21 protein-coding genes are annotated in these 25,470 nt (G+C 60.8%); 11 read left to right on the forward strand and 10 right to left on the reverse strand.

What is annotated here, in order from left to right; all coding sequences use genetic code 11:
- Position 1: 1 nt before the first annotated feature.
- From ACOY6C_RS14125 to ACOY6C_RS14135, 3 genes are all read left to right on the forward strand, one after another.
- Positions 2 to 1,093 carry a DegT/DnrJ/EryC1/StrS family aminotransferase gene (locus tag ACOY6C_RS14125; RefSeq protein WP_420906161.1) on the forward strand — a complete coding sequence of 364 codons (1,092 nt, stop codon included), beginning with the start codon at positions 2 to 4 and terminating at the stop codon, positions 1,091 to 1,093.
- A complete protein-coding gene (locus ACOY6C_RS14130; RefSeq protein WP_420906162.1) occupies positions 1,090 to 1,335 on the forward strand; it encodes a hypothetical protein in 246 nt (81 codons plus the stop codon). Before ACOY6C_RS14125 ends, ACOY6C_RS14130 begins: the two co-directional genes overlap by 4 nt.
- A gap of 209 nt (positions 1,336 to 1,544) precedes the next feature.
- A complete protein-coding gene (locus ACOY6C_RS14135; RefSeq protein ID WP_420906163.1) occupies positions 1,545 to 2,615 on the forward strand; it encodes an NAD-dependent epimerase/dehydratase family protein in 1,071 nt (356 codons plus the stop codon).
- Between the two features lie 67 nt (positions 2,616 to 2,682).
- Here the strand turns inward: ACOY6C_RS14135 and ACOY6C_RS14140 are convergent, their stop codons facing one another.
- The 8 genes from ACOY6C_RS14140 to ACOY6C_RS14175 form a co-directional block, all read right to left on the reverse strand.
- A complete protein-coding gene (locus ACOY6C_RS14140; RefSeq protein ID WP_420906164.1) occupies positions 2,683 to 3,078 on the reverse strand; it encodes a hypothetical protein in 396 nt (131 codons plus the stop codon).
- 622 nt (positions 3,079 to 3,700) lie between these two features.
- Positions 3,701 to 5,014 (reverse strand): methylenetetrahydrofolate--tRNA-(uracil(54)-C(5))-methyltransferase (FADH(2)-oxidizing) TrmFO, encoded by a 1,314-nt coding sequence (gene trmFO, locus ACOY6C_RS14145; RefSeq protein ID WP_420906165.1) that lies wholly within the window; start codon positions 5,012 to 5,014, stop codon positions 3,701 to 3,703.
- Between the two features lie 676 nt (positions 5,015 to 5,690).
- Positions 5,691 to 6,371, reverse strand: coding sequence for a hypothetical protein (locus tag ACOY6C_RS14150; RefSeq protein ID WP_420906166.1), 681 nt, complete (start codon positions 6,369 to 6,371; stop codon positions 5,691 to 5,693).
- On the reverse strand, positions 6,368 to 7,639 hold the full coding sequence (locus ACOY6C_RS14155) for an AAA family ATPase (protein WP_420906167.1): 1,272 nt from the start codon (positions 7,637 to 7,639) through the stop codon (positions 6,368 to 6,370). The genes ACOY6C_RS14150 and ACOY6C_RS14155 overlap by 4 nt, the downstream gene beginning before the upstream one ends.
- Before the next feature lie 232 nt (positions 7,640 to 7,871).
- Positions 7,872 to 8,714: an SDR family NAD(P)-dependent oxidoreductase gene (locus tag ACOY6C_RS14160; RefSeq protein WP_420906168.1), complete on the reverse strand. Its 843-nt coding sequence runs from the start codon at positions 8,712 to 8,714 to the stop codon at positions 7,872 to 7,874.
- 136 nt (positions 8,715 to 8,850) lie between these two features.
- Positions 8,851 to 9,486 carry a PqiC family protein gene (locus ACOY6C_RS14165; protein WP_420906169.1) on the reverse strand — a complete coding sequence of 212 codons (636 nt, stop codon included), beginning with the start codon at positions 9,484 to 9,486 and terminating at the stop codon, positions 8,851 to 8,853.
- Positions 9,483 to 11,231: a PqiB family protein gene (locus ACOY6C_RS14170; protein WP_420906170.1), complete on the reverse strand. Its 1,749-nt coding sequence runs from the start codon at positions 11,229 to 11,231 to the stop codon at positions 9,483 to 9,485. Before ACOY6C_RS14170 ends, ACOY6C_RS14165 begins: the two co-directional genes overlap by 4 nt.
- A complete protein-coding gene (locus tag ACOY6C_RS14175) occupies positions 11,218 to 12,471 on the reverse strand; it encodes a paraquat-inducible protein A (RefSeq protein WP_420906171.1) in 1,254 nt (417 codons plus the stop codon). Before ACOY6C_RS14175 ends, ACOY6C_RS14170 begins: the two co-directional genes overlap by 14 nt.
- 259 nt (positions 12,472 to 12,730) lie before the next feature.
- Here ACOY6C_RS14175 and ACOY6C_RS14180 point away from each other — a divergent pair, with 259 nt between their 5' ends.
- From ACOY6C_RS14180 to fmt, 4 genes are all read left to right on the forward strand, one after another.
- Complete coding sequence (locus ACOY6C_RS14180) at positions 12,731 to 15,139, forward strand: methyl-accepting chemotaxis protein (RefSeq protein WP_420906172.1); 2,409 nt, start codon at positions 12,731 to 12,733, stop codon at positions 15,137 to 15,139.
- A gap of 473 nt (positions 15,140 to 15,612) precedes the next feature.
- Positions 15,613 to 16,404: a prepilin peptidase gene (locus ACOY6C_RS14185; protein WP_420906173.1), complete on the forward strand. Its 792-nt coding sequence runs from the start codon at positions 15,613 to 15,615 to the stop codon at positions 16,402 to 16,404.
- A gap of 364 nt (positions 16,405 to 16,768) precedes the next feature.
- Positions 16,769 to 17,284 (forward strand): peptide deformylase, encoded by a 516-nt coding sequence (gene def, locus ACOY6C_RS14190; protein ID WP_420906174.1) that lies wholly within the window; start codon positions 16,769 to 16,771, stop codon positions 17,282 to 17,284.
- Between the two features lie 7 nt (positions 17,285 to 17,291).
- On the forward strand, positions 17,292 to 18,224 hold the full coding sequence (gene fmt / locus ACOY6C_RS14195; RefSeq protein ID WP_420906175.1) for a methionyl-tRNA formyltransferase: 933 nt from the start codon (positions 17,292 to 17,294) through the stop codon (positions 18,222 to 18,224).
- 83 nt (positions 18,225 to 18,307) lie between these two features.
- On the opposite strand, the gene ACOY6C_RS14200 is transcribed toward fmt, so the two are convergent.
- Positions 18,308 to 19,348: an Rpn family recombination-promoting nuclease/putative transposase gene (locus ACOY6C_RS14200; protein ID WP_420906176.1), complete on the reverse strand. Its 1,041-nt coding sequence runs from the start codon at positions 19,346 to 19,348 to the stop codon at positions 18,308 to 18,310.
- A gap of 215 nt (positions 19,349 to 19,563) precedes the next feature.
- On the reverse strand, positions 19,564 to 20,913 hold the full coding sequence (locus ACOY6C_RS14205) for a hypothetical protein (RefSeq protein ID WP_420906177.1): 1,350 nt from the start codon (positions 20,911 to 20,913) through the stop codon (positions 19,564 to 19,566).
- A gap of 530 nt (positions 20,914 to 21,443) precedes the next feature.
- Between ACOY6C_RS14205 and pyrR the strand changes: the two genes are divergently transcribed.
- The 4 genes from pyrR to ACOY6C_RS14225 all read left to right on the forward strand — a co-directional run bounded on the left by pyrR (position 21,444) and on the right by ACOY6C_RS14225 (position 25,378).
- Positions 21,444 to 21,995 carry a bifunctional pyr operon transcriptional regulator/uracil phosphoribosyltransferase PyrR gene (pyrR, locus tag ACOY6C_RS14210; RefSeq protein ID WP_420906178.1) on the forward strand — a complete coding sequence of 184 codons (552 nt, stop codon included), beginning with the start codon at positions 21,444 to 21,446 and terminating at the stop codon, positions 21,993 to 21,995.
- Positions 21,996 to 22,243: 248 nt separating this feature from the next.
- Positions 22,244 to 23,203, forward strand: a complete 960-nt coding sequence (locus ACOY6C_RS14215; protein ID WP_420906179.1) for an aspartate carbamoyltransferase catalytic subunit — start codon at positions 22,244 to 22,246, stop codon at positions 23,201 to 23,203.
- Entirely contained in the window at positions 23,200 to 24,489 is a 1,290-nt protein-coding gene (locus ACOY6C_RS14220; RefSeq protein ID WP_420906180.1) for a dihydroorotase, read from the forward strand. The genes ACOY6C_RS14215 and ACOY6C_RS14220 overlap by 4 nt, the downstream gene beginning before the upstream one ends.
- Positions 24,467 to 25,378 (forward strand): dihydroorotate dehydrogenase electron transfer subunit, encoded by a 912-nt coding sequence (locus ACOY6C_RS14225; protein ID WP_420906181.1) that lies wholly within the window; start codon positions 24,467 to 24,469, stop codon positions 25,376 to 25,378. The genes ACOY6C_RS14220 and ACOY6C_RS14225 overlap by 23 nt, the downstream gene beginning before the upstream one ends.
- Positions 25,379 to 25,470 lie beyond the last annotated feature (92 nt).

A 25,470-nucleotide genomic window follows, 5' to 3' on the forward strand; every position in this document is an offset into this window, starting at 1 on the left:
CATGGAATTCATCGATCTGCAAACCCAATACCGCGCCATGCGCGATCCGATCAACCAGGCGATCCAGGCGGTTCTCGACTCCTCGCGCTACATCAACGGTCCCCAGGTCAAGGAGCTGGAAACCGCCCTGGCCGCCTTCGTCGGCTGCGACCACGCGGTAGGCTTCTCCTCCGGCACCGATGCCCTGCTGGCCATCCTGATGGCCAAGGGAATCGGTCCGGGCGACGAGGTGATCACCACCCCGTTCACCTTCATCGCCACCGCCGAGACCATCGCCCTGACCGGCGCCAAACCGCTCTTCGTCGATGTGGAACCCGATACCCTGAACATCGATCCCAACCGCATCGAAGCCGCCATCACCCCGCGCACCAAGGCGATCATGCCGGTGAGCATCTTCGGACAGTGCGCCGATCTGGATGCCATCAACGCCATCGCCGCCGCGCACGATCTGTGGGTGTTGGAGGATGCCTGCCAATCGTTCGGAGCCGCCAACAAGGGGCGTCGCTCCTGTTCCATGACCACCGCCGCGGCCACCTCGTTCTTTCCGGCCAAGCCCCTCGGCTGCTACGGCGACGGCGGCATGGCCTTCACCCGCGATGCCGAACTGGCCCAGCAACTGCGGGTGATCCGCGAGCATGGACAGATCGCCCAGTATCAACATGCGGTGCTGGGCATCAACGGTCGGTTGGACTCGATCCAGGCCGCGATCCTGCTTGCCAAGCTTCCCTGTTTCGAAGGCGAGATCCAGGCCCGTCAGCAGGTGGCCGCCCGTTATGCCGCGCTGTTGGGCGGCAAGGTGCGCATTCCGGTGATCCGCCCGGAGAACGTGAGCGTCTTTGCCCAATACACGATCCGCATCGCCGGACGCGACCAGGTGCGCGCCACCCTCGCCCAGGCCGGCATCCCCACCGCGGTCCACTATCCGATCCCCCTGCACCATCAGGCGGTGTTCGCCGGTCTCGGCCATGCCAGGGAGGCGTTCCCGAACGCCACGCTGGCCGCCAACGAGGTGATTTCCCTGCCGATGCATCCTTACCTGACCGCCGAACAGCAAGAGGCGGTCGCGCAAGCGGTTTTGAGTGCCGTGGCATGAGCCAACCCCCGGAGGATCCCCTGCTGGAGTTGGCCGAGGCGCGCCGACGACTGGCGCGCGCCGAGGCTGAGGTGCAACTGCTTCGTCAGGTCTTGCGAAGCATCCCGCACGGCACAGGGGATCACACCGATTTCTGTCGCATGGAGAACGAAGGGTTGCCGCCGGTGAATGAAACCCACTGTCGCTGTCATGTGGCGGCCATTCGCAAGGCGTTGGGTCGGAAGGTGGAGAGGTCCGGGTAAACCGCGCGCTTGCGCCACTTGTCGCCAAAGGACGCGAAAATTGGCTGATCGTGAAAAGCGCGCGAAAAGCAAAGGGAAACACAAAAATCCCAAGGGCTTGGCCCTTGGATCCCACCAGGGGCCCTTGGATCCCACCAGGGGCCCTTGGCCCCTGAACCCCGCTACATGTAGGGGTCCTGAATCGCTTACTTTCAAATGAGGGAAATCGCATGAGCATCGCCATGGTTACCGGGTCCGCCGGCCTGATCGGCGCCGAGACCGTCCGTTTCCTCTCGGCCCAAGGGATGACCGTTCTCGGCATCGACAACGACATGCGTCGCTACTTCTTCGGCGATCAGGCCAGTACCGATTGGGCGCGCCGGGAGCTGGAGCAACGATTGCCGGATTATCGCCATCACGCCCTCGACATCCGCGACGCCGCAGCGATCGACACCCTCTTCGCCGCATATGGCGCGAACATCGAACTCATCGTCCACACCGCCGCCCAACCCTCTCACGACTGGGCGGCCAAGGAGCCCTTGGTGGACTTTTCCATCAACGCCAACGGCACCCTGAACCTCCTGGAGGCCACGCGCCGCCACTGCCCGGAAGCCACCTTCATCCATTGCAGCACCAACAAGGTGTACGGCGATACCCCCAACCAGCTGCCGCTCGTCGAACGACCCACCCGCTGGGAGCTTGATCCCGCCCATCCCTGGGCCAGGGATGGCATCGACGAGACCATGAGCATCGACCATTCCACCCACAGCCTGTTCGGTGTCTCCAAGGTGGCGGGTGACCTGTTGGTGCAGGAGTACGGGCGCTATTTCGACATGAAAACCGCCTGCTTCCGTGGCGGCTGTCTCACCGGACCAGGCCACTCCGGCGCACCGCTGCACGGCTTCCTCTCCTATCTGATGAAGTGCGCGGTCACCGGCACCCATTACACCGTGCTGGGCTACAAAGGCAAGCAGGTGCGCGACAACATCCACTCCCACGACCTGGTGAACGCCTTCTGGCACTTCTTCCAAAACCCGCGCGTGGCGGCGGTCTACAACATCGGCGGCTCGCGTCACGCCAACTGCTCGATGCTCGAGGCGATCACCTTGTGCGAGGAGATCACCGGACGCCCGATGAACTGGTCCTATCAGGAACAGAACCGCATCGGCGATCACATCTGGTGGATCGGCAGTGTCGAGCGTTTTCGTCGGGATTACCCGGCGTGGCAGTACACCCGCGACATTCGCGGCATTCTGCAAGAGATCCACGACGCCTTGAGCGAGCGGGTATTGGGACGATAAATCAAGGCCCGATGTGGGCCTCCTCATGGGTCGCGGGGATGGCCGTCCGGTGTCGGACCTGCCTGATTCAGGATTTGAAGATCAGGGATAATTCGCGGAAATTGGGAGCATGCCAAAGCAGGTGGTACATGATCAATTTTTGGTCGTCGCAATTTTCGACCATGATATCCAAGGTGTACTGATAGATGCTCTTGTTCATTTTATCTTGATTTGAAAATAATTTTTCTGACCAGGCGATCGAATACCCGACAAGCAGCGCGAAGAACGGATCCAGCCAGATGAATTCGCCTTTGATTGCCTGTTGTCCATAAATGCGCATGGGTTTGATGCGATTCAACCAAGCGGTGACAGCGGCAGCCTTGCGTGGCAAAGAAGGTGCATCCACGAATTTATGAATCAAGGATGCCCGGTATAGATCGATAAACGCGGATTCGATGGCAACGCGCAGCAGCGCCGGTTCCAACCTAAGCGATGATTTCGGAATGTTGGCATCAACTAAAGTTTTACCATGGGTCGCAAGAAAAAAGAAAAGCAGTCGTAAAATGCCTCCATGGAATATGTGGTGACATTCGCAATAAACGTTTCAGCTTCTGGCAACGCCAGCATCTGCTCCAGTTTTTCACCGGTTACAAAAGGCCTACACATGCGCCTCCTCCTCGACGGGAGTTTCTTCGGCCTGCGGGGAGCGCCTTTTCACCGGTGGAAATTTGGGAAGACCCCATCCCCAACCGTTATCACTGTTTTCGGTCACATGACAGGCGACGCTTCGCGGTTCATTGAAAGCGCGCGCTGCTTCTTCGCGCAATTCGTCTGACATGCACTCCGGGAAATCGGCTGCTGTCCAGATTTTGGTCACTGAGCCACCATAGGATTCTTAATGGTTACCGTGAAAGAACGGAGTTCTTGAAATAATACAATACCGTCATTGGAGCGACTCCAGTCGCGGTATCTCCGTTACATTCATAACGAGTCATATAAAAGCAAAAAACATACCATTTTGGCCAATGAACGTATACATCATTACATGTCGCAAATTTTCTGTCAACGATAAAAACAAATAAACAGCAATAACAAGATTATATAACTCACATTCTATCTTTCCACCCCTCCAGCGCCGTCAGGGCCCGTTTGGCCATGACCGGTTTGCGATCCACCTTGCGGCATTTTTCCGTCAGCGGCGGGAAAAGACCGAAATTGATGTTCATCGGTTGAAAGGTCTCCGGATCGCCGTGGGTCACATGGCGCAGCAGGGCGCCGTGGGCGGTTTCGGCGGGGGGGATTTCGGGCAGTTCACCCGTGCGCAGCCAGTTGGCGAGAAAAATCCCCACCATCAATCCCGAGGCTGCGGACTCCACGTACCCTTCCACGCCGGTGATCTGGCCCGCCATGAAGATCGACGGCTGGCTTTTCAAGCGCAGGTGATCGTCAAGCACCGTGGGACCATGAATGTAGGTATTCCGATGGATCGCCCCCAGGCGGGCGAACTCGGCGTTCTCCAGGCCGGGAATGGCGCGAAAGATCCGTTTCTGTTCCGGCCAGGTGAGTTTGGTTTGGAAGCCGACCAGATTCCAGAGTGTTCCCTGGCGGTTGTCCTGACGCAGTTGCACCACCGCGTGGGGGGTGGTGTTGTTCTGGTGGGGGTTTCGGAGTCCCACCGGTTTCATGGGACCGTACCGCAGGGTTTCGGGACCGCGCGCGGCCATCACCTCGATGGGCAGGCATCCTTCGAAATAGACCGGTTTTTCGAAGGGGCGGCACGGCACCTGTTCGGCTGCGAGCAGATCGGTGATGAAGGTGTTGTATTGGGCTTCGTCCAGCGGGCAGTTGATGTAATCCGCCCCGCCCTTGTCGTAGCGGGATTGTCGGAAGGCGCGGCTGAAATCGATGGAATCCAGATGCACGATGGGTGCGAGCGAATCATAAAAGTAGAGCCGTTCCTTGCCGAGTCGTTCTTCCAGTGCCGCAGCCAGGGCATCGGAGGTGAGCGGACCGGTGGCGATCACGGTGGGCAGGTCATTGTCGGGCAGGGTGGTGATTTCGGTGCGGATCAATTCGATGTTCGGGTGGTTGGTGATCCGATCGGTGATCCACTGGGAGAAGCCGTCGCGGTCTGCGGCCAGGGCGCCGCCTGCCGGGGTGCGGTTGGCGTCTGCGGCGGCCAGGATCAGGCTGTCGAGCAGGCGCATCTCCTGGTGCAGGAGTCCGACGGCGTTGTGTTGCCAGTCATCCGCGCGCAGGGAGTTGGAGCAGACCAACTCGGCACAGCGATCGGTATGGTGGGCTGGGGAGTAGCGTGTGGGGCGCATTTCGAGCAACTGAACGCGGATGTCGCGATTGGCCAGTTGCCAGGCGGTTTCGGAACCGGCCAGGCCGGCGCCGATGATGCGGACGGTATTCATGGGAGAGATGAGGTTCCGATCGATAGGTGAGATGCCAAAACTGGCGGGGTCCAGGGGCCAATGGCCCCTGGTGGGGTTCGGGGCAAAGCCCTGAGGTTTGGCCTTTGACTTTATCCTTTCTTTAAATTTTTGTCTTTGCTTTTGTCTTTGGCTTTTCGCGCGCTTTTCACGATAAGCGGTTTTTCGCGTCTTTTGCGAAAAACCGCGCAAGCGCGCGGTCTCATGTTTTGTCTTTGCTTTTGTCTTTGGCTTTTCGCGCGCTTTTCACGATAAGCGGTTTTTCGCGTCTTTTGCGAAAAACCGCGCAAGCGCGCGGTCTCATGTGCCCCATCCGTTGCCCGTCAGGGCAAAAGGAGGGGGCACATTGCTCACGAGAAGCGAACCGCCTCCGGCGGCCTGTTTGAGGCAAGGCAAGCCGCCATCGTTTGCCAAAAACGCAAACGATGGCGGCTTCAAGGCGGCGCGCAAGCGATTTTCACATAAAGACGTGAAAATCGCTTTTTTTGAAGAGCGCGCTAAAGAATTAAAGTCAAAAGCAGAATCAAAAACAAAACCTCGGAGGCTCTGCCTCCGAACCTCCGCCGGGGACCTTCGGCCCCCGGTCCCCCGCAACGGTTGAAGCCTGATTCACCGTCCGGACTGGCCGCCCCGATCCCCCACAACGGTTGCCTGCCTCCTACACCTCCCGCCGCGCCAACCGATACCAGGACAACACCAACTCATGCAGATCGGTCCCCGCCTCCGTCGGCCACAAACGATCCATCTCCCCACCCTGCCGCAACCGACTCATCCGCCGGGCACGCCCCACCGCCTCGCCCAAATGCCCGACCGTGCGCGCATGCAACCCGGATACATGCACGCCCACGGTCTTTTTCAACACACTCTCCACCCGCTTGCGCACAACTTCGGCCTGACAACAATCCGGATCCACATCCTCGAAATGCCACAAAATCCATAACAAAAACGACGGACGACAAACGATCGGACGAGGCCGCAACGCAATCCGCTCCCAGACAGCCTCCTCCAAAGCGCACCACTCCGAGTCCATGCGCGCCACATCGCCACCATCCCACTCCCACACCACATGCGCACGCTGAAAAGGACCGGCCCGCTTGTGCCACTCCAAACACACCGAAGCCACCATCTCCAGACCGCTCACAAACGCAAACGTGATTTTATCATCAATCTCCAAAGCCACGGCCATTTCCCGCAGATAGCTCAAGGCCGGTTCCGGAGCCACGACAAGAAAATGATTCCGCGCCGGGTGTCTGGGGGTGACGCGCTCCAATGAAACGCCGTCACGCTCGCGGATCGTCCGGATCGCTCCCCTGCCCACCCGATGCGCGCTGGCGGTCACAACGCCTTGAACCGCTTGAGCGTCGGCACGGCGCCGAAATCCCCCTCCAGATATCGACGTTGCAAGGGGGCGCCCTGCTCGATGTCGAAATCGGAAATGGGATACAGTTCGCTGCACCGATCGCCGCTCTTTTCCATCATCCAGAACTGATCACGCCGGAAGGTACCCGGATCCATGAGCGCGGTATCATGGGTGGTACTGATCAGTTGGGCACGCTGTTGATTGCTGCCCACGTCGTGCATCAGACCAAAAAGAAACTTGACCAGATGGTGATGCAGGCTGGTATCCATCTCATCCATGAACAGCACGCGCCCCTGTCCCAGAATGTTCATCCACGGCCAGGCCAGGGCAAACAGCTTTTGGGTGCCGCGCGATTCGGCATCCCAGGGCAAAAGCACCGGCTTGCCGGTATCGGCGGTGGAGCGTTCGAAACGGATCTCCGTGACCAGGGTGTTGGACATCTCTTTTTGCAGGGCAGCACGCACGTCCGGGGGGAGATCCTCCATGCCCAACTCGCTCATGGCACGGCTCTCCAATCGGATCCCCTCGATATCCATGTCCGCCTGATTGAGGAATTTCAACACCTTCAGTCGCCCCTCGGCATCCTTGCACAACGAGGCGGAAAACTCCTTGCTGATCTCCGCATGAGGACGGAACACCCGCAACCGTTTGTCGAACCAGTCGAAAACCGGTCGCAACACCGCGCTGTTGAGCTGAATGGCCGTGGAGAGAAACAAGGCGTTCTTGCGGGTGGCATCGCGCCACACCTCCCGGTTGCCGGTGAGGTATTTCTTGTGGAGATTCCACACCTCCTTGCCGCTCTCCGCATCCAGATAACGTTCGAACCACCGTTGCGGTCGCCCGCTCGGGTAGGCGATCAGCCACTCGTGAACCACCCGTTCGCGGGTCACCGAAAAACCGTACTGATAGCGCACCTCGTCTTCGACGAAAATCATCTCGAAGGTGCTCGGGGAGAGGGAACTTTTGCTGTTGAGCAGAAACGGATAAACATCGATCGGATCCCCCTCCTGTCCCTTGGAGGAGTTGAGCACGAAATCCCACATGAACAGCGCGGCGCGGATCAGGTTGCTCTTGCCCGAGGCGTTGGGACCGTAGATCACCGCCGATTTCAGGAGTTTTGGCATGCGGGCCAAACCTGTGGCAAAGGTATTTTCCTGATTTTCCCGATAATTACTACTTGCCGCCATGCTCAGGGTCTGGCGTTCGCAAAAGGAGAGATAGTTGTTGACGCTGAATTCGATGAGCATGCGAACAATCCGTCGTGGATGGTGTTCAAATGTGCATGATGGGGGGGAGAACCCCCTCACCCCCGACCATGGACCTCCCTTGCGGGGGGTCACGATCAAGCGGAAAGAGTGGATCCCGATCCAATTCATCGCGCGGCGCGCGAGTCGTTCTCATCATGCGCGAACCCCGGCCAAACCGCAAGAGACGACGCCCTGCCGATGGTTCCGGGCGCGGATGGATTTTCCTGGCGGTTCAAAGCCAGGCGCGCGCCAGGATGGCATCCATCACCCGATCCGGCAGGAGCCGTTTCAACAACGCAAACAGATGGGTGGGGGTGGTCACGCGGTAACGAATGCGTGGTTTGGGACTTTCCAGCGCGTGGATCACCTTGGCCAGAACCGCCTCGGGGGGTAGGGAGAAACCTCCGCCCCCTTGTTGGCTTTTTTGTCGAAAATGGTTCTCCATGGCCTGGTAGCGGTCCGCGTGCCGGCTGGATTCGGCGTCCACATGTCGTTTGAAGGCCAGGGTGGCGTTGGCGCGAAAGCGTGTTCGGATCGGGCCGGGCTCGATCAGGATGAAACGAACCCCGGTTCCTTGCCACTCCAGACGCAGGGTGTCGGTCAACCCTTCCAGGGCGTATTTGCTGGCCACGTAGGCTCCCCGGTAGGGCAACGCCACAAAACCCAGCACCGAACTGTTCTGGATCACCCGGCCATGGCCCTGACGGGCCATCACCGGCAACACCAGACGGGTCAACTCGTGGGTGCCGAACAGATTGGTTTCGAACTGGGCCCGCAGCGCGGCGCGACTCAAGTCTTCCACCGCTCCCGGTTGGCCAAAGGCGCCGTTGTTGAACAGGGCGTCCAGGGTGCCGCAGGTTTGGGCGAGGGTCCAGCTGACCGCTTGCCGGATCGAGGCCGAATCATCCAGGTCCAAAAGATGGCTTTCGAAGCCCAGGTCGATGAGTCGCTGCACGTCCGTGTGTTGGCGCGCCGTGGCGAAGACCCGATGACCGCGGGCGCGCAGTCCCTGGGCCACGCACAGTCCGATGCCGCTCGAGCAGCCGGTAATCAGAATGGTGGAGGGGGTGATCAATCCGGAAGTTCTCGTCTGGTGATCAGGATGGTGAAATCAACATTCTCACCGGGGACCGGGCAGCGCCCATTGACTTTAGGTTCTTAATCTTGTGACTCTGACTTCGCGCGCTTTACACAAAAGAAGCGCTTTGCCCTTACCGCCTCCCCTTGCTCCCACCCTTTCCCCGCGCCTGAATCACCCCACCCATCTCCCGCGCCCACTCCGCCAACGCCTGACTCATCGCCTTTACCAACGCATCCTGATCATCCGCCCGCTCGGCCCGCTTGACAATCCGCACATGCCGGGTCTCCAACTGCCCACCACGCCCATCAAACAAAATCCATCGCGCCTCCAAGACCACCTCTCCCGTTTCGTCCGGTTCGAACCGGTGAATGCTCGTCACCACCCGAAAATCAGGCTCACCCTCCGAACGACCCGGCAACAACGTCACCCGCTCGGAATTCAACAGTCTCCCCAGATTCTCCATGGTGACCCGCCCGATGTCCTCCTTCAGATCACCGCCCCACTGGTTCATCCGCTCCAGCTGCAAACGATTGCCACCGGCACGGGTCACCATCTCCGGACGGTTGAGATACTGGGGAAGCTCCACCGGCTCCAACTCCACCACCAGGCCGGCCTTGCGATCCATCCCAACCCTCCCCTCCTCCTGGCCGATCTGGGCGGTCAACAGGAAAAATCGGGTCGGCGGCGACCCCGAACCCGCACAACCGGCCAGAATGCCCAACACCACCACCAAAACCGAACCCGTAACCAACAAACCCCTTTTCATCGACGTACCCCCTCCTTCTCCTTGCCGAATAGCAGGGATTCGGGCTTGCGCTCCAATAAGTCAATCAGACTGCGCACCGAACGGGCCGCGGCAGCCAGCTCCCGCACCGCCTCCACCATACCGTAATGCAACGGCGCCTTGGGCCCGATCAACCCATCCACCTTGGTCAACGTCTCCTCCAACTGCTGCAACGTGGCAGTGGCCGCGCCACTCGCCCCCTTGACGCCGTTGGCCATGGGCTCGACCTGTAGATTGAGATTTTTCAACAAATTGCGCGCCTCGGTCAAGGTCGCTGTGGCGGCGCGGATCGTCTCCATGGTCTCCGGGGCGTTGACGGTGCGGTTGGTCCCCTTCAAGGTTTCATGCAACTCCTTGCCGATCCCCTCCAAAGGCAACGATTGGATCTTGTCCAGAAAACGGGTCACCGAAGCGGTGATCTCGTCCAGACTGGTCGGAATGGTCGGCAACTCGGGATGGAGATTCTGCGTGCCCCCCACCAGATTCAGCGGCGCGCCGGGATGGAGATCCAACTCCACGAACAACTGCCCGGTGAGATAACTTCCGGTCTTGAGCTGGGCCCGCATCCCGCGTTTGACCAGGGTCTCCAGAAACTCTCGCGGCGAGTCGTCGCGAATGGTTTTCACCCCGCTGGTGGAAAACTCGATCACCCGCTCCGGCTCGATCTGCACCAGCACCGGAATGCGGAAGAGGGTCTCCTGGAAATCATACTCCAGACGGATATCGGTCACCTTGCCCACCTGAATGCCACGAAACTCCACCGGCGCCCCGACGCTCAACCCCCGCACCGAACCCTTGAAATAGAGCACGAAGATCAGCTTGTGGGTGTAGGAACCCTCGGTGACCGCGCTTTCGCTCTTGTAGAGGGGAAAACGGGTGTTCTCGGCGGCGAAGGTGCCGGATTCGAGGGACTCCGGAGTATCGAAGGTGATGCCACCCACCAGAAGACGGGTGACGGAACTCGAACGCAACCGGAATCCGCTCGCATCCACCACCAGATCCACCCCGCTGGTCTCCCAGAAATGGGTGGAGTCGCGTACCAGGGCGTTGTAGGGGGCCTGAACGAAGATGGAAAGGGTGATCCCCTTTTTATCCTTGTTCAACTCGTAACCGAGCACCTCACCCACCTGGATGTCGCGGTAGTAGATGGGCGCGCCAACCTCCAGCGAGCCGAGGGTGGGCGCCTCCAGGATGTAACGGGTGCCGGGCGCGCCGACACGCAGCGGCGGCGGCGACTCCAGCCCGACGAACTCCCGCTGGGACTCGCCCTGACCCGGCTCCATTTCGATGTGCACCCCGGAGACCAGGGTGCCGAGTCCGGAGATGCCACGCAGACTCAAACGCGGTCGCACCACCCAGAATTTGGCGCCGCTGTTCAAGAACAGCTCGGTGCCCTTGACCAGGGCGGCATGCACGCGCACATGGGTGAAATCGGGACTCAACGTCACCGAATCGACCACCCCGACCTCGACCTCCTTGTGTTTGATGCGCGTTTTGCCGGCCTCGATCCCCTCGGCACTTTTGAAGGTGAGCACCACGCCGGGTCCGGCCTCGGACCAGGTTTTGTAAACCAGCCACGCGCCGACCAGCATCGCCACCAGAGGAATCAACCACACCAGTTGCAGATTGCCCCGTTTCGTCTCCACGACGGCCAGGGGAATCCCGGCGTCGGCGCTCGGAGCATCGGTTCCGGAAAGGGGGGTGCGCGGGGAATCAGGAGTGCTCATGCTTGGACTCGTTCAAGGGATCCCAGATCAATCGGGGATCGAATACATGGGTGGCCAACAGGGTCAGAACCACCACGGCGGCAAAATAGGAGGCGCCGATGCCTGGCTTGATCTGGGCCAGAACGCCGAAATCGACCAGGGCGGTGAGGATCGAGACCAGAAAAACATCCACCATCGACCAGTGACCAAAAACCTCCAGCACCCGATACAGGGCGATGCGATCGCGACAGCGGGTGGTGGAGCGGTTCCCCACCGTGACCAGCAGGAACATCAGCACCACGATCTTCATCACCGGCGCCACGATGCTCGCCACGAACACCACCAGCGCCAACAGCCACATGCCCCCCTCGATCAGGTGTTTCACACCGCTCAGGATGGTGTCGGGCTGTCCGCGCCCCATGCGGATCACGGTCATCACCGGATAGAGGTTGGCGGGAATGTACAGGATGGTGGCGGCCCACAACAAGGCCCAGGTACGGTTGCGGCTGTCCGGTTTGCGAAAGTGCCGGCCAGCCCCGCAGCGCGGACATGGTTGGCCATGCGCCTCCTCGGGACGGGCGATCAGACCGCAGACGTGACACTGGATCCAGGTCGCGGCATCGCTCCGGGCCTGCGGAACCGGCGGCGCGTGGGGCGCCAGCCGTTGCCAGACCTGATGGGGATCGAACGCGGCGCGGGTGGCGGCGACCACGATCAGCAGGACAAACAGGGCGAACAGGGCAATGCCCGGCGCCATGCCGGCCATGGAGGCCAGTTTCACGTAGGCCACGAACAGGCCGAGCATGAAAATCCCCACCATCGACCAGCTGTTGACCGTCTGCGCCACGCGCAACACCAAAACGCCCTTCCAGGGTCGGCGACCCAGGTGCAACGGCAAGAGCACATAGGTGAGACCGACCAGCCAAATCAGCGGAAACAACATGCTGGTCAGAAACACCAGCACCGCCAGATCGCTCATCCCCTCGCGCTGCATGGCGGCGACCCCATCCCAAAGGGTATTGCCCAGGGTGCGCCCGCCGAGCTTCATGAGGAGCAGAGGATGAAAAAGGGCGATCAAATAGACAACCAGTCCGCTCACGGCCAGGGCCAGGGGGCGCTCGAGTCCGCCAGAACGATGACGCGCCAGTTCGGCCCCGCAGCGCGAACAACAGGCCACCCCGCCAACCGGCGTGGGTGGCAGGATCGCCGGTCCGCCACATTCGTGACAGAGCGTCCAGTTGTCGTTGTTGATCTTTGTCACGTTTTTTGCGAGTGACTCGATCGGCATTCCTTTTGATGCGGCGTCCATTTTGACTATAATAGTTGCATGACGGGGGGAGAGAACTCCGACCCCCCGACCGTAGACTCCCTCGCGGGATTCCACGGTATGAGCTGACACCGAATCATGGTGTCCGGATGGTTGCCCGGGTGTCGCATGGAACTCCGCGTTTTCGAGTCATACCCGCCACGGATTGGCGGCAAACGACGACCTGTCTATCTTTATTTACCAGGAAAATTCCATGACGTCAAAAATCAACCTCCACGCCTGGGATCAAAAAATCGGCATCAAGGCCTCGCTCAAAATCCTGGGAGTGCTGTTGATGCTTCTGGCTGTTCTGTCCATCGGCAATCTCTACTTTGCCACGCAACTCAAAAGCGAGGACGCGGCCACCATCAATCTGGCCGGACGACAGCGCATGCTGGTCCAGAAAGCCACCAAGGAGTTCTTCATCTATCTGGTCACCGGCGACCACATGGTCAAAAAACTGGCCGAGGATAGTCTGTCGGTCTTCGACCTCACCTTGAAGGCCCTCATGACCGGTGGCAACGCCCCGGCCACCCTCAACCGCGAACAAACCACCTTCGAGTCCATGTCTCTCCCCTCTGCCGAGGTGCTCGCCGAACTGCAACCGGCGGCAGAAAAATGGGAGTCGTTCCAACGCAACGTCCGGTCCGGTCTGGCCGGATCCGGCGACCTGGAGCAGATCAAGAAAAAGGTCATCGAAGAGAATGGCGTCCTGCTCACCGCCATGGACAAGGCCGTGCAACGCATGGCAGCCCAGTCGCGCCAAACCAATGACAATGTGGTGGTCGCGGTGCGTACCCTGGTCGGCATCAATCTCGCGCTCGTGCTGGCGGGACTCCTCTTCCTTGGCTGGCGCAACTGGTCTCTCACCCACCAGATCAACGACTTCTCCGGACGACTCGAAGAGTACGCCCAGGGCAACCTGGAGATCCACTTCGTCGAGGGGTATGTCGAAGAGCTGGAGTTCATCGGGCAAAAATTCAACCTGGTCACGGAACAGATCACCCTCTCCCTGCGTCAGCAACGACTCCAGGGCGAAAGCGTCATCGCGGTGGTCAACGAACTGATCCCGCTGCGGGAACTTTTGGCCGAGGATTCCCATGGCACGGTGAACCTCTCCAAAGAGGTGTTGCAGCTCAACGACGATCTGGACAGCGAAACCCAAAAACTGAAACTCAAGATCGACGAGGTGAAGGAGAACATCAACTCCGTCAACTTCGTGGCCCATGAACTTTCCAACAACGTCTCCTCCATCGCCGCCGCCTCCGAGGAGGCGAGCGTCAATGTCACCACCATGGCCTCCGCCGCCGAGGAGATGACCGCCAACATCGAAAACGTCAACTCCAGCCTCGCCCTGGTCAATCAGGCGGTGAGCACGGTGTCGGCCTCCATGACCCAGATGACCACCTCTCTGGGCGCGGTGCGCGAACGGTGTCAACTGGCCGATCAACGCTCGGAAAAGGCCAATCTCAACGCCCGCTCCAGTCTGGCGGTGATGGACAAGCTGGCCGTGGCCGCCGGCGAGATCGGCAAGGTGGTGGGCATGATCAAGACCATCGCCGATCAAACCAACATGCTGGCTCTGAACGCCTCCATCGAGGCCGCCGGTGCCGGCGAGGCGGGCAAGGGTTTCGCCGTGGTCGCCAACGAGGTCAAGGAGCTGGCCCGTCAGACCGGTGACGCCACCCGCATGATTCATGAAAAGACTCGCGAGATCCAGCAGAAAACCCGCGAGGCCGCCAGCGTCACCCGCGATGTCACCACGCTGATCCAACAGATCACCGAAACCAACATGGAGATCACCCGTTCGGTGGATGATCAGGCGCGGGCGGTGGGCAACATCGCCCAATCGATGCGCAACGTCACCCAGGCCGCCGACGAGGTGACCCGAAACGCCTCTGAGCTGGCCATGGCCTCCCAGGAGGTGGCCCGCGCCGCGGTGGAGGCCGCTGCCGGCACCACCGAGATCGCCCGCGCCGCTTCCAACGTGGCCATGGGCGCGGCCAACGTCGCCCAGGAGAGCACCACCGCTCAGGAACGCACCGCCGCCTTGCAGATGGGCTCCGAGGAGATCTACATCGCCTCGGTCAACGTACAGAAGCAGATCCTCCAGGCCCTCGACCTGCAAGAGTACCTGAACGGCTCGATCCATCACGCCGGCATGCTCACCACCGTGGTCCAGGAGATCAGCGACGCCCTCAAGAAATGGGAGGAAGGTTTCTCCTACAGCTCGCCGGCCTTCGACGTGCAGGCGGTGAAGAATGCCCATCTGAAGTGGCTCGGCAAGCTTGAGCACGTCATTCGGGGACGCGCCCGTCTCAAGCCTGAGGAGGTGGCCAGCGGTCACGAATGCGCCTTCGGCAAGTGGTACGACAGCGAGGGGACCGCCAAGTTCGGGGCGATTCCGTTGTTCGTGGAGTTGGGCAAGGTACACATGAAGGTGCATGAGACCGCCCGAACCGTGGTCGGCATGGTGGCCAAACAACAAAAAGAGGCGGCCATCGCCGAAATGGAGACCTTCCAGACCCTGCGTTCGCAGATGTTCGTGCTGCTCGATCAGCTTTTCATGTCCAAGGATGCCAATGCGGTCATGAAGGCTCTCAAGGAGAAAGGCGCCGTATAGGAACCAACCGTCGTCCCTTCAAGCCTGGGAATGGACCGTTGCGGGGGACCGGGGGCCGAAGGTCCCCGGCGGAGGTTCGGAGGCAGAGCCTCCGAGGTTTGGCTTTTGACTTTAGCTTTTTGGCGCGCTCTTCAAAAAAGCGTTTTTTCGCGCTTTTTGCGAAAAAACGCTGCGCGCCGCCTTGGCTGCGGCATCGTTTCGCGCCTTTGGCGAAACGATGCCGCGAACATGGCCTGAAAAACGGGCCGCCAGGTGGCTTAATGCCGACGTGCCATGTGCCCTGAGTCGTTGCCCAAAAGCGGCACCGACTCAGGGCGCATGAGACCGCGCGCTTGCGCCAATTTTCGCAAAAGACGCGAAAACTGGCGTACCATGGAACTCCCGCCAGGGCCCCCTGGCCCTTGGACCCCGCCAACCATGGGGGGGCCTGAATCGTGACCACATGGGTGACCACCTCAAGGAACCGCATCGTCATGTCCTGGCATCTGCTCGCCATCTTTGCATTCGCTGGCCTGATTTTCGGCAGCTTTCTCAATGTGCTCATCCACCGGATCCCGCTCGAGGAGAACATTGTCTTCCCTCGTTCGCGCTGCCCCCACTGTCGGCAGATGATCGCCTGGCATGACAACATCCCGGTGTTGAGCTGGTTGATCCTGCTCGCGCGCTGTCGGCACTGCCGGGCACGAATCTCCATCCAATACCCACTGGTCGAACTGACCGCCGCCATCCTGACCGCCGCCACCCTGCACCGCTTCGGCCTCACCCCCACCGGCATCGCCTTGACCGTCCTGGGTTACGCCCTGATCACCCTGACCGTCATCGATCTGTATCACTACATCCTGCCGGATGTGATCACCCTGCCCGGCATCGCCGTCGGCATCGTTCTTTCGTTGACGCCCTGGTTCGTCCCACCCCTGGCCAACTGGCAAGAGAGCCTGATCGGCCTAGCCGCAGGCGGGGGCGGATTGTGGCTGTTCGGATGGATCTTTTACAAGCTCACCGGCAAGGAGGGCATGGGGCTGGGAGATGTCAAGCTGGTCGCCCTGTTCGGCGCCTGGCTCGGCTGGCAGGCGTTGCCGTTGATCATCTTCGGTTCTGCGGTGATCGGCAGCGTGGTCGGCATCACCTGGATCCTCGTCTGGGGACGGGATCGCTCCCTGCCGATTCCGTTTGGTCCCTATCTGGCTCTGGCGGCCTGGGGATATCTCCACTTTGGACCCGCGATCTACGCCTGGTATCTGGGACGGATGGTGATGCTGTTCTGATCGAACGCTTTTGTGTTGACATGGAAAATCGGAGTCGGATACCGTTGAATTTTTACCATGGAACTCCCGAAGGGAGGTCCATGGCACGGGGGGTGAGGGGGTTCTCCCCCCATCATGCAAATTATACCATGGAACTCCCGAAGGGAGGTCCATGGCACGGGGGGTGAGGGGGTTCTCCCCCCATCATGCAAATTATACCATGGAACTCCCGAAGGGAGGTCCATGGCACGGGGGGTGAAGGGGTTCTCCCCCCCATCATGCAAGTTATACCATGGAACTCCCGAAGGGAGGTCCATGGCACGGAGGGTGAAGGGGTTCTCCCCCCATCATGCAAGTTATTGAGAGCTTATCCGAGGAATCAACCATGGCCCGCATGACCATTCTCACCGCCCCGGACAGCCGCCTGAAACGCAAGGCCCTGCCGGTGCCGGCGGTCACCGACGCGGTACGTCGCCTCATGGAAGACATGGCCGAAACCATGTATCACGCCCAGGGAATCGGCCTGGCCGCCCCCCAGGTCGGGGTTTCGCAACGGGTGATCGTGGTGGATGTGCAGTATTGCCAAAAAGAGGGGAAACGCAATCCGATCTTTCTGGCCAATCCGGAGATCATCCGCAAGGAGGGGGAGATCCAATGGAACGAAGGGTGCCTGTCGGTGCCTGAACACACCGCCGAGGTGACCCGCGCCGCGCAAATCCAGGTCAGAGGGCTCGATCAACACAACCGGGAGGTGATCATCGCCGCCGACGAGGTGATGGCGGTCTGCTTCCAGCATGAGATCGACCACCTGGATGGAGTGCTGTTCATCGATCACCTGTCGAGCTTGAAACGCTCCATCATTCTGCAAAAACTCAAGAAAAAGAAACAGAACACGGAGTGATCCAGCCGTGACCCCCTGGCGCATCGTCTACATGGGCACCCCGGATTTCGCCGTGCCCGCCTTGAAGGCCCTCCTTGACGGCCCGGATTCGGTGGTGGGGGTGTTCACCCAGCCGGATCGACCCACCGGACGCGGCATGCACATGCGAGCCTCGCCGGTCAAGGAGGTGGCGCTCGCGCACGGTCTCGCCCTTTTTCAGCCGGAACGTCTCAAGAATCCGGAAGCCCTGGCCGATCTGATCGCCCTGACGCCGGATCTGATCGTGGTGGCCGCCTATGGTCAGATTCTGCCCGAAGCGGTCCTCGCCCTCCCCCCCCAGGGATGCATCAACGTGCATGCCTCGCTGCTCCCCAGATGGCGCGGCGCGGCGCCGATCCATCGGGCGCTCCTGGCCGGGGATAGCGAGTCGGGGGTGGCCATCATGCGCATGGAAAAGGGGTTGGATACCGGTCCGATCCTGTCCATGGAGTCCATCCCCCTGCCGGATGGCATGACCGGCGGCGCGTTGCACGATGCCTTGGCCGAACTCGGCGCGCGTCTGCTCCTGCAAACCATCGCCAGGCTCAAGACTGGCGAGATCCAGGCACGGCCTCAACCAGATGAAGGGGTGACGTATGCCGCCAAACTGACCAACGCCGATGAGCCGATCGATTTTACCGCTTCGGCAGAGATGGCCCGGCGCCGAATTCTGGCGCTCAACCCCTGGCCCGGCGCCGTGGCCAGGCTCGACGGCCAAGCGGTCAAGTTGCTGGCGTGTCGCCTCGGCATGGGAAGCGGAACGCCTGGAACAACCCTCGCGCTCCACACGGATGGCCCGGAGGTCGCCTGCGGGAAGGGCTCGATCGTGATCACCGAGCTGCAACCCGCCGGCAAACGACGCATGTCAGCCGGCGACTGGCTGCGCGGTCGGGGAATGCGGTTGGAAGGGGTGTGGGAATAGAAGGGAAAGCGTGCAGATCGATCACCGCCAATCATCCGACACGTCACGTTCCGCACCAACCCTTTCAGGAATCACCCACCCTCTCACATCCGGGTAGCAAAGATCTCCTCCAGGGATTGGGCATCCAGAATCCGCAGGCTCCACGCCTCCAAGGCATTGGAATCGGCCTGGGAAATTTTCTCTTGGACCCATTCCGGAACGACACCAAAGCGACGTTGCAACAGGCGCATCAGAATGGCAGCCTCGCCTTCCTGACGGCCTTCCTGACGGCCTTCCTGACGACCTTCCTGACGACCTTCCTGACGGCCTTCCTGACGGCCTTGCTGCAGGCCTTGCTGCAGGCCTTTCTGCAGGCCTTTCTCTTCCCACTGCTGGGTCCACTCCCGCACGGTTTCGGCTAGCATGGTTTCCACCTCCTGTAAATCCCGCATTTCGGGAACCGTTTGGCCGGGCACGCGTTTGGGAATCAGTACCCGGCCCAGCATCACCGTGAAGGCCCGGCGCAGACTCGACTGCTCGGGGGCCTTCAGCCAATCGATCAGACACGCCAGGGCGCTCCGGATCTCCTTCACGCTGCGACTCTTCTCCAGACGGAACAGCGCGGCCACCAGATTGCGCATCGATTCGAGTTGTGCGTCGTCATGGCGCACCTCGTCGATGAGCAGATAACGCATGCTCGGTCGATAGCGCTCCAATCCCCCTGGGACCGGGGCGATCAACGCCGCGACATCCTGCGCTGCGTTCCATGCGGGCTTCCCGTTGTAGAGTACCACGGGCAACACGGGCGGGAGTGGTTCGCCGCTCTTCACCTGACCGGACTTGATCAGGTCTTGATACAGCAGCATCGTGTAGGCGGTCATCCGCACCGCCATCCATCCGTCCACCGTGGACTGGAACTCCAACAGCAGATAGACGTACAGCCAGTTGTCGCCCCAGCGGACCCGCCAGATCACATCATCCGAACGATCCTTGAGATCGTCAGTCACATAACTGCCGTTTACCTTCTCGAGGCTGGAAAAATCGAGTTGCGCCACCCACGCCTCGTGGACAAACCCCAACAACAGATCCTGCACCATTTCCGCATGGCTGAAAAGATGCTTGTAGCCTGAATCATACTCCGTCAAGCGGCCCCCCCTGGTGGTCAAGCGCGGTTTTTTTCTTCATGCCAGTTTACATCCTGTCAGCCTGAGCATCCATTAAATTCCGCATGACTCCCTCAAGCTCACTCGATGATCCCCCTTCAACCTTGGAACCCTCTCGCGTGCGGGCCAAAAAAAAAGGGAGGCGGATTGCTCCGCCTCCCTTTTTAAAAAGATCCAGCTTTGTGTGACGATGGAGATTAGAAGTCCATGCGCACGGAGGCTTGGATGTAGTGCATCACATCGGCATTCAGCACGGCAGCGGGACGGGTGGACAGTTTCGGGTCAACCCAGGTGCCGGACAGGTCGAAGGTGGTGGCTTCCTGAATCTTGGTGGAGAAGCCCACGGTACCGCCCCAGGCGCTGGTGTAGTTGGCCTGAATGGTACGGTTGGTGAGATCATAATCCTCAACCACGTGAGCATAGTCCAGGCTCGGCTTGATGGTCCAGGCGCCGGCATTGATCGCCAGACCCGCACCGATACCCCACATGTTGCTCTCGTTCGAGAAGAAGCCAGCCGTGTTGCCGCCAGCGGTCGCCGAGTTGTTGCCGGCGAGGCCGGTCAGGGCGCGCTGCATCAGGTCTTGGGAGCCAGGGCCCGAGCTATCCCAGGTCGGGGACCACTTGGCTTCGTTGTTCTGCACGAGCGGGGAGGTGAAGTCGGTGGAGCCATAGAAGGCATAACCGTTCCAACCACCGAAGCCGGCAGCACCCTTGGCACGCAGGGCCAGGAAGGTACCGCTGTCCTCGAGCTGCTTGGTGCCAACACCGGTCGCCGGAACATCGGCACCGGTCTCATAGATGGCGGTACCAACCAGATCGATACCCTGGAACTTGGTGGACAGGGTCAAGGCGATCCAGCCATCGGTGATGTCGGTCAGGGTGGTGGACTTGTTCTGACCCTTCAGATAGGCACCGGTCAGCTGATAATCGTAGGCATCGATCTTGCCCAGGGCGGACAGCACGAACAGATCGGTATCCTTGTGATTCTGGTCAATCGGCATGGCGGCCTGAGCGGCGACGGCGGCGGCATAGCCCTCGTCCACCTTGACATCGGCAGCCACGACCGTGACGCCACCGAAATTCTTGGCCAACAGGATGGTACCATAGGAGGTGACATCGTTGTCCACCAGCAGGCCATCGTTCAGGGCGATCGGCATGTTACCGACCTTCAGGCCCACACCCCAGGCTTCGGTCTCCAACCACAGCTGACGGACCTGCCAGTCGGCGGCGCCCAGGGCACCGGTACCGGCGGCGGCGGCGCCACCGAAGATCTGATCCGAACCCTCGACGACCTTGCCATCCAGGACGCGGGTCACCATGTGGGCATGGGACTTGTCGCTGGCTTTCATGTCCACGTTGAGTTGCAGACGCTGGGCCCAGAAGTTGGCATTCTCGTCACCGGCGACATCGGTCGGGGTGTTGTCCGTGGAGACCATGCGGAACAGGTAGTAACCGCCGAGTTTGACCTCACCCGCATCAGCGGCCTGAGGAGCGGCGAGGGCGACGGCGGCCAGGGCAGCAGCACCCAAAAGGATGGATTTTTTCATGTTCTTTTTCTCCAAAGTTCGTTGCCAGTTATGCCCCGGCCAAACCGGGATCTTTGTGTTTTGTCTCTTTTGCAACACTCTGTTGCGAAAGTGTCACAGTGTTGATGTGATGGCTTATATCGGATCTCCCCATCACCTGTCAAGCGAAAAATCGAATCTGTTTCCTTTTTGTTACACTTTATTTGGTTACCGTGTCTCAAGCCCTCGATTTGTCTGGCTCTTGACCCGTTTCATCCGCGGTTGCCATCTTATAAAGCAATTGGTGGGCCAATCTTTCAAGAGCCCGGAATTGTCTCTTTTCGCGCCATTTTTGCCATGTTTCGGGTGTGTCCATCCTGCCATGGGGATTCGGGCCACACTGTCATGATTTTGCCACAGTGGGTCTCATATCGTCTCAATTTCGTCATGGCCGTCATTGAGAGATTCCAGATTACCAGGCCGTCACTTGCCATCCCTTCCCGACGCCCTCGCCTCTGGTGTAAGGTGGGGCCGTAACAGCCTCCTCATCCTTTCAACCGGGGGGACCGCCGATGTCCGCCACACCCTTTCGCGAAGAGATCCTGTTGTCGGCCAACGATACCCGAGCCGTCATCCAACGCATGGCCGAACGTATTCTCGGTGATTTTTCGCAACCGGAGAAAAAGGTTCTGGTCGGCATCCGACGTGGTGGGGCGGTGGTGGCCAAATTGTTGCGTGCCCGTCTGGACGAAGCCCTGGGACGCCAGATCCCCATCGGTTATCTCGACATCACCTTCTATCGCGACGATCTGCGTACCATCGCCCCCAATCCGGTGGTCGGGGCCACGGATCTTTCCATGTCCATCGATGGCCGACAGGTGATCCTGGTGGACGACGTGCTCTTCACCGGACGCACCATCCGCGCCGCCTTGAACGCCCTGTTCGACTATGGACGCCCGGAGCGGGTCGAGTTGGCGGTGCTGGTGGATCGTGGCGGACGGCAGTTGCCGATCCAACCCGATTATGCGGGTGGCCATTTCGAAGCGGGCGCGCGGGAGATGATCAAGCTGGCAGAGCGCGACCCGGGGGAGTGGACTGTGGTGCGGCGGGTGCCGGAGGGGTGATGATCGCAGGGCCACTCGCATGGATCGTCGCCAGAAAACGGCAACGATCCATGCACGAAGACGGCGCGCTTAAACCTGGACTTTCGAAAAAAGCGCGAAAACAGGCTTATTTCGTAACGAGCGCGCAACAAGGCAAAAGCAATACAAAGAAAAGATCAAAACCTCAGGGCTTCGCCCCGAACCCCGCCAGCAGAACCACGCCATCCGTGATGGGTATGGTTTAACCATTGAAAAAATCAGGGTATTGCATGGGTACTCCATTGTGGAATCGCAAACATCTCCTCGGCATGGCGGATATGAGCCGCGAGGAGATTCAATCCATCCTCGACGCCGCCGCCTCGCTGCGCGAGGTCAACCGCCGTGAAATCAAAAAAGTCCCCACCCTGCGCGGCAAGACCATCATCAATCTGTTCTTCGAGAACTCCACCCGTACCCGCACCTCCTTCGAGCTGGCCGGCAAACGGATGTCTGCGGATGTGATCAACATGTCGGCGGCCTCCAGCTCGGTGAAAAAGGGCGAAACCCTCATCGATACCCTGGCAACCCTGCAAGCGATGAATCCCGACGTGGTGGTGATCCGCCACCCGGATTCCGGAGCCCAGGAGCTTCTGGCCCGCCACCTGGACGCCTCGCTGGTCAACGCCGGCGACGGACGCCACGAACACCCCACCCAGGCGCTGCTGGACCTGTTGACCATTCATGACCATCTGCCCTTGCTGGAACGGGACTCGTTCGAAGGGCTGGTGGTGGCGGTGTGCGGGGATTCGCTCCATTCGCGGGTGGCGCGCTCCATCGCGCTGGCCCTGCGCACCATGGGCGGCGAGGTGCGTTTCATCGGCCCGCCCGGCCTGATTCCGCCAAAAGCCGAAGAGGCGTTCGGCACGCGCGTGTTCCATTCCATGGAGGAGGGCCTGAAAGGCGCCCATGTGGTGATGATGCTGCGACTGCAACTGGAGCGGATGAACGTGGGGTTCATTCCGAGCGTGCGGGAGTATTTCGCTTTCTGGGGGTTGACGCGCGCCCGTCTGGCGTGCGCGGAACCGGGGGCGTTCGTGATGCATCCCGGTCCGATCAACCGCGGGGTGGAGATCTCCTCGGAGGTGGCGGACGATAAGGAACGTTCGGTGATTCTGGAACAGGTGGCCAATGGTTTGGCGGTACGCATGGCGGTGCTCTACCGGCTGTGCGGCATGGGAGGCGGACGATGAGCGGTGTGGTGGTGATCCGGGGCGGACGGCTGATCGATCCGGCCAACGGCGTGGATGCGAGCGGTGATCTGTTGGTGGCCGACGGGGTGATCCGGGCGTTGGGTCGGGTGGATATCCCCGCCGGGGCCACGATCCTCCATGCCGATGGTCTGGTGGTGGCGCCCGGTCTGGTGGACATGCATGTCCATCTGCGCGAGCCGGGGTTCGAATACAAGGAGACCATCGCCGGCGGCACGTTGGCGGCGGCGGCGGGCGGGGTGACGACGGTGGCCTGCATGCCGAACACCAGGCCGGTGAACGACGATCCGAGCATCACCGCCTTCATTCGCCAGAAAGCCGCCAGCGAGGGAACGGTGAACGTTTTTCCCATCGGCGCCGTGACCAAGGGGTTGGAGGGGCGCGAGCTGACCGAGATGGGGTTGATGCTGAAAGCCGGTTGCGTGGCCTTTTCCGACGATGGCCGACCGGTGGCCGATGCCGGCCTGATGCGTCGCGCGCTGGACTACTCCCGCGCCTTCGGAGCCCTGATCATCCAGCACGCCGAGGATCCTTCCCTTTCTGCCGGGGGGTGCATGCACGAAGGGGTGATCTCCAGCCGGCTGGGTCTGCCGGGATTGCCGGCGGCGGCGGAATCGGTGATGGTGGATCGGGACGTGCGTCTGGTGGAGCTGACCGGCGGGCGCTATCACGTTGCCCACATCTCGGTGGCCGGCGCGGTCGAGGCGGTGGCCCGTGCCCGGTCGCGGGGTCTGCCGGTGAGCTGCGAGGTGGCCCCCCATCACTTCGCGTTGACCGACGAGGCGGTACTCGGCTACGACACCGATGCCAAAATGTCGCCACCGTTGCGCAGCACCGAGGATCGCAACGCCGTTCTCGAGGGCCTGGCCCGCGGCATCATCACCGTGATCGCCACGGACCACGCCCCGCACGACCAGGACAGCAAACGGGTGGAGTTCTGTCACGCCTCCAACGGCGTGGTGGGTCTGGAGACCATGCTTCCGGTATCGCTCGAGCTGGTGCGCGATGGGGTGATGACTCTGGTGGATTGTCTGCGCGCCATGACCGTCACGCCGGCGCGGCTGTTGGGTCTGGATCGTGGCACCCTCTCGATCGGCGCGCCGGCGGACGTGGTGCTGTTCGATCCCGACGAGAGTTGGGTGGTGGATGCCGCGCGGCTGCATGGCACCTCGCGCAACACCTGTTTTCATGGCCGGCGGGTGCGCGGTCGGGTGAAATGGACGATGGTTTCCGGAAAGGTGGTGCATGATGACCGGTTGCGCGCCTGACAAACCTCACACCTGTGCCAAACCATTGACCGCGCCGTTGCTGGTCAATCGGATCTTGCCGGGCGGTCACGGCCTGTTGCGTCTCAAGGTGGGCAAGCCGCTCGCCGCGCGGGTGCAACCGGGTCATTTCGCGCAGATCGTCTGTGACGACAACCTCACCCTGCCCCGCCCCTTCTCGATCATGGATGTGGATTGTGAAGAGGGCACCGTGGAGATCCTGTACCGGATCGTGGGCGCGGGGACCGGGATCATGTCCGGCTGGCAGGGTGGCGAGGAGGTGCGTTGTCTGTTGCCTCTGGGACGGACCTTCACCATGCCCGACTTGCGCGTCAACGTGTTGTTGATCGCGGGTGGGGTGGGGTTGGCGCCTGTCCATTTTTTGGCGCGACGGTTGGCCGAGCGTGGACAGGGTGCGGTGTTGGTGTGGGGCATCGAGACCGAGGCGCCGTTGCGGACCATCGATGCCCGGTTGGATGCGTTTCCGTTGGATGTGCCGTTCGTGGAGGCCCCGCGGGCATTGGCCAGGTTGGATGCGTTGGGTGTTTCGAGCCGGTTGGCGTCGCTGGCACCGGTATCGGGCCGGTTTCAGGGGTATGTCACGGCATTGGCGGAGCGGTATCTGGCGGGGATTTCCGACGGGGAGCGGTCGCGCACGGTGGTTTATGCGTGCGGTCCGACGCCGATGTTGAAGGCGGTGCACGGGTTGGCGGTGCGGTTCGGGTTGCGGGGTGAGGTGTCGTTGGAGGAGCGGATGGCGTGTGGTTTCGGGGTCTGTGCCGCGTGTGTGGCGCCGGTTCGCGGGATGGGAGAAGAGACGTGGCATTACAGGAAAATCTGCACCGAGGGTCCGGTGTTTGAGATTGCGGATGTGGCGTGGGAGAAGTATTAAGCCAGGCAGTGGGATTTGTTCCAACTGTATACGGGGGACGGGGGGACGGGGGGACGGGGGGACGAACTGAGACGGTGGGATATGTTCCAACT

It is taken from the genome of Candidatus Magnetaquiglobus chichijimensis (assembly GCF_045865675.1).
GTDB classification, from domain to species: domain Bacteria; phylum Pseudomonadota; class Magnetococcia; order Magnetococcales; family Magnetaquicoccaceae; genus Magnetaquiglobus; species Magnetaquiglobus chichijimensis.

What these genes read in the sequence shown, in the direction of transcription:
- ACOY6C_RS14125 (WP_420906161.1), top strand. Translation starts at nt 2, where the DNA reads ATGGAATTCATCGATCTGCAAACCCAATACCGCGCCATGCGCGATCCG.
- ACOY6C_RS14130 (WP_420906162.1), top strand. Translation starts at nt 1,090, where the DNA reads ATGAGCCAACCCCCGGAGGATCCCCTGCTGGAGTTGGCCGAGGCGCGC.
- ACOY6C_RS14135 (WP_420906163.1), top strand. Translation starts at nt 1,545, where the DNA reads ATGAGCATCGCCATGGTTACCGGGTCCGCCGGCCTGATCGGCGCCGAG.
- trmFO (WP_420906165.1), bottom strand. Translation starts at nt 5,014, where the DNA reads ATGAATACCGTCCGCATCATCGGCGCCGGCCTGGCCGGTTCCGAAACC.
- ACOY6C_RS14155 (WP_420906167.1), bottom strand. Translation starts at nt 7,639, where the DNA reads ATGCTCATCGAATTCAGCGTCAACAACTATCTCTCCTTTTGCGAACGC.
- ACOY6C_RS14165 (WP_420906169.1), bottom strand. Translation starts at nt 9,486, where the DNA reads ATGAAAAGGGGTTTGTTGGTTACGGGTTCGGTTTTGGTGGTGGTGTTG.
- ACOY6C_RS14170 (WP_420906170.1), bottom strand. Translation starts at nt 11,231, where the DNA reads ATGAGCACTCCTGATTCCCCGCGCACCCCCCTTTCCGGAACCGATGCT.
- ACOY6C_RS14180 (WP_420906172.1), top strand. Translation starts at nt 12,731, where the DNA reads ATGACGTCAAAAATCAACCTCCACGCCTGGGATCAAAAAATCGGCATC.
- ACOY6C_RS14185 (WP_420906173.1), top strand. Translation starts at nt 15,613, where the DNA reads ATGTCCTGGCATCTGCTCGCCATCTTTGCATTCGCTGGCCTGATTTTC.
- def (WP_420906174.1), top strand. Translation starts at nt 16,769, where the DNA reads ATGGCCCGCATGACCATTCTCACCGCCCCGGACAGCCGCCTGAAACGC.
- ACOY6C_RS14205 (WP_420906177.1), bottom strand. Translation starts at nt 20,913, where the DNA reads ATGAAAAAATCCATCCTTTTGGGTGCTGCTGCCCTGGCCGCCGTCGCC.
- pyrR (WP_420906178.1), top strand. Translation starts at nt 21,444, where the DNA reads ATGTCCGCCACACCCTTTCGCGAAGAGATCCTGTTGTCGGCCAACGAT.
- ACOY6C_RS14215 (WP_420906179.1), top strand. Translation starts at nt 22,244, where the DNA reads ATGGGTACTCCATTGTGGAATCGCAAACATCTCCTCGGCATGGCGGAT.
- ACOY6C_RS14220 (WP_420906180.1), top strand. Translation starts at nt 23,200, where the DNA reads ATGAGCGGTGTGGTGGTGATCCGGGGCGGACGGCTGATCGATCCGGCC.
- ACOY6C_RS14225 (WP_420906181.1), top strand. Translation starts at nt 24,467, where the DNA reads ATGATGACCGGTTGCGCGCCTGACAAACCTCACACCTGTGCCAAACCA.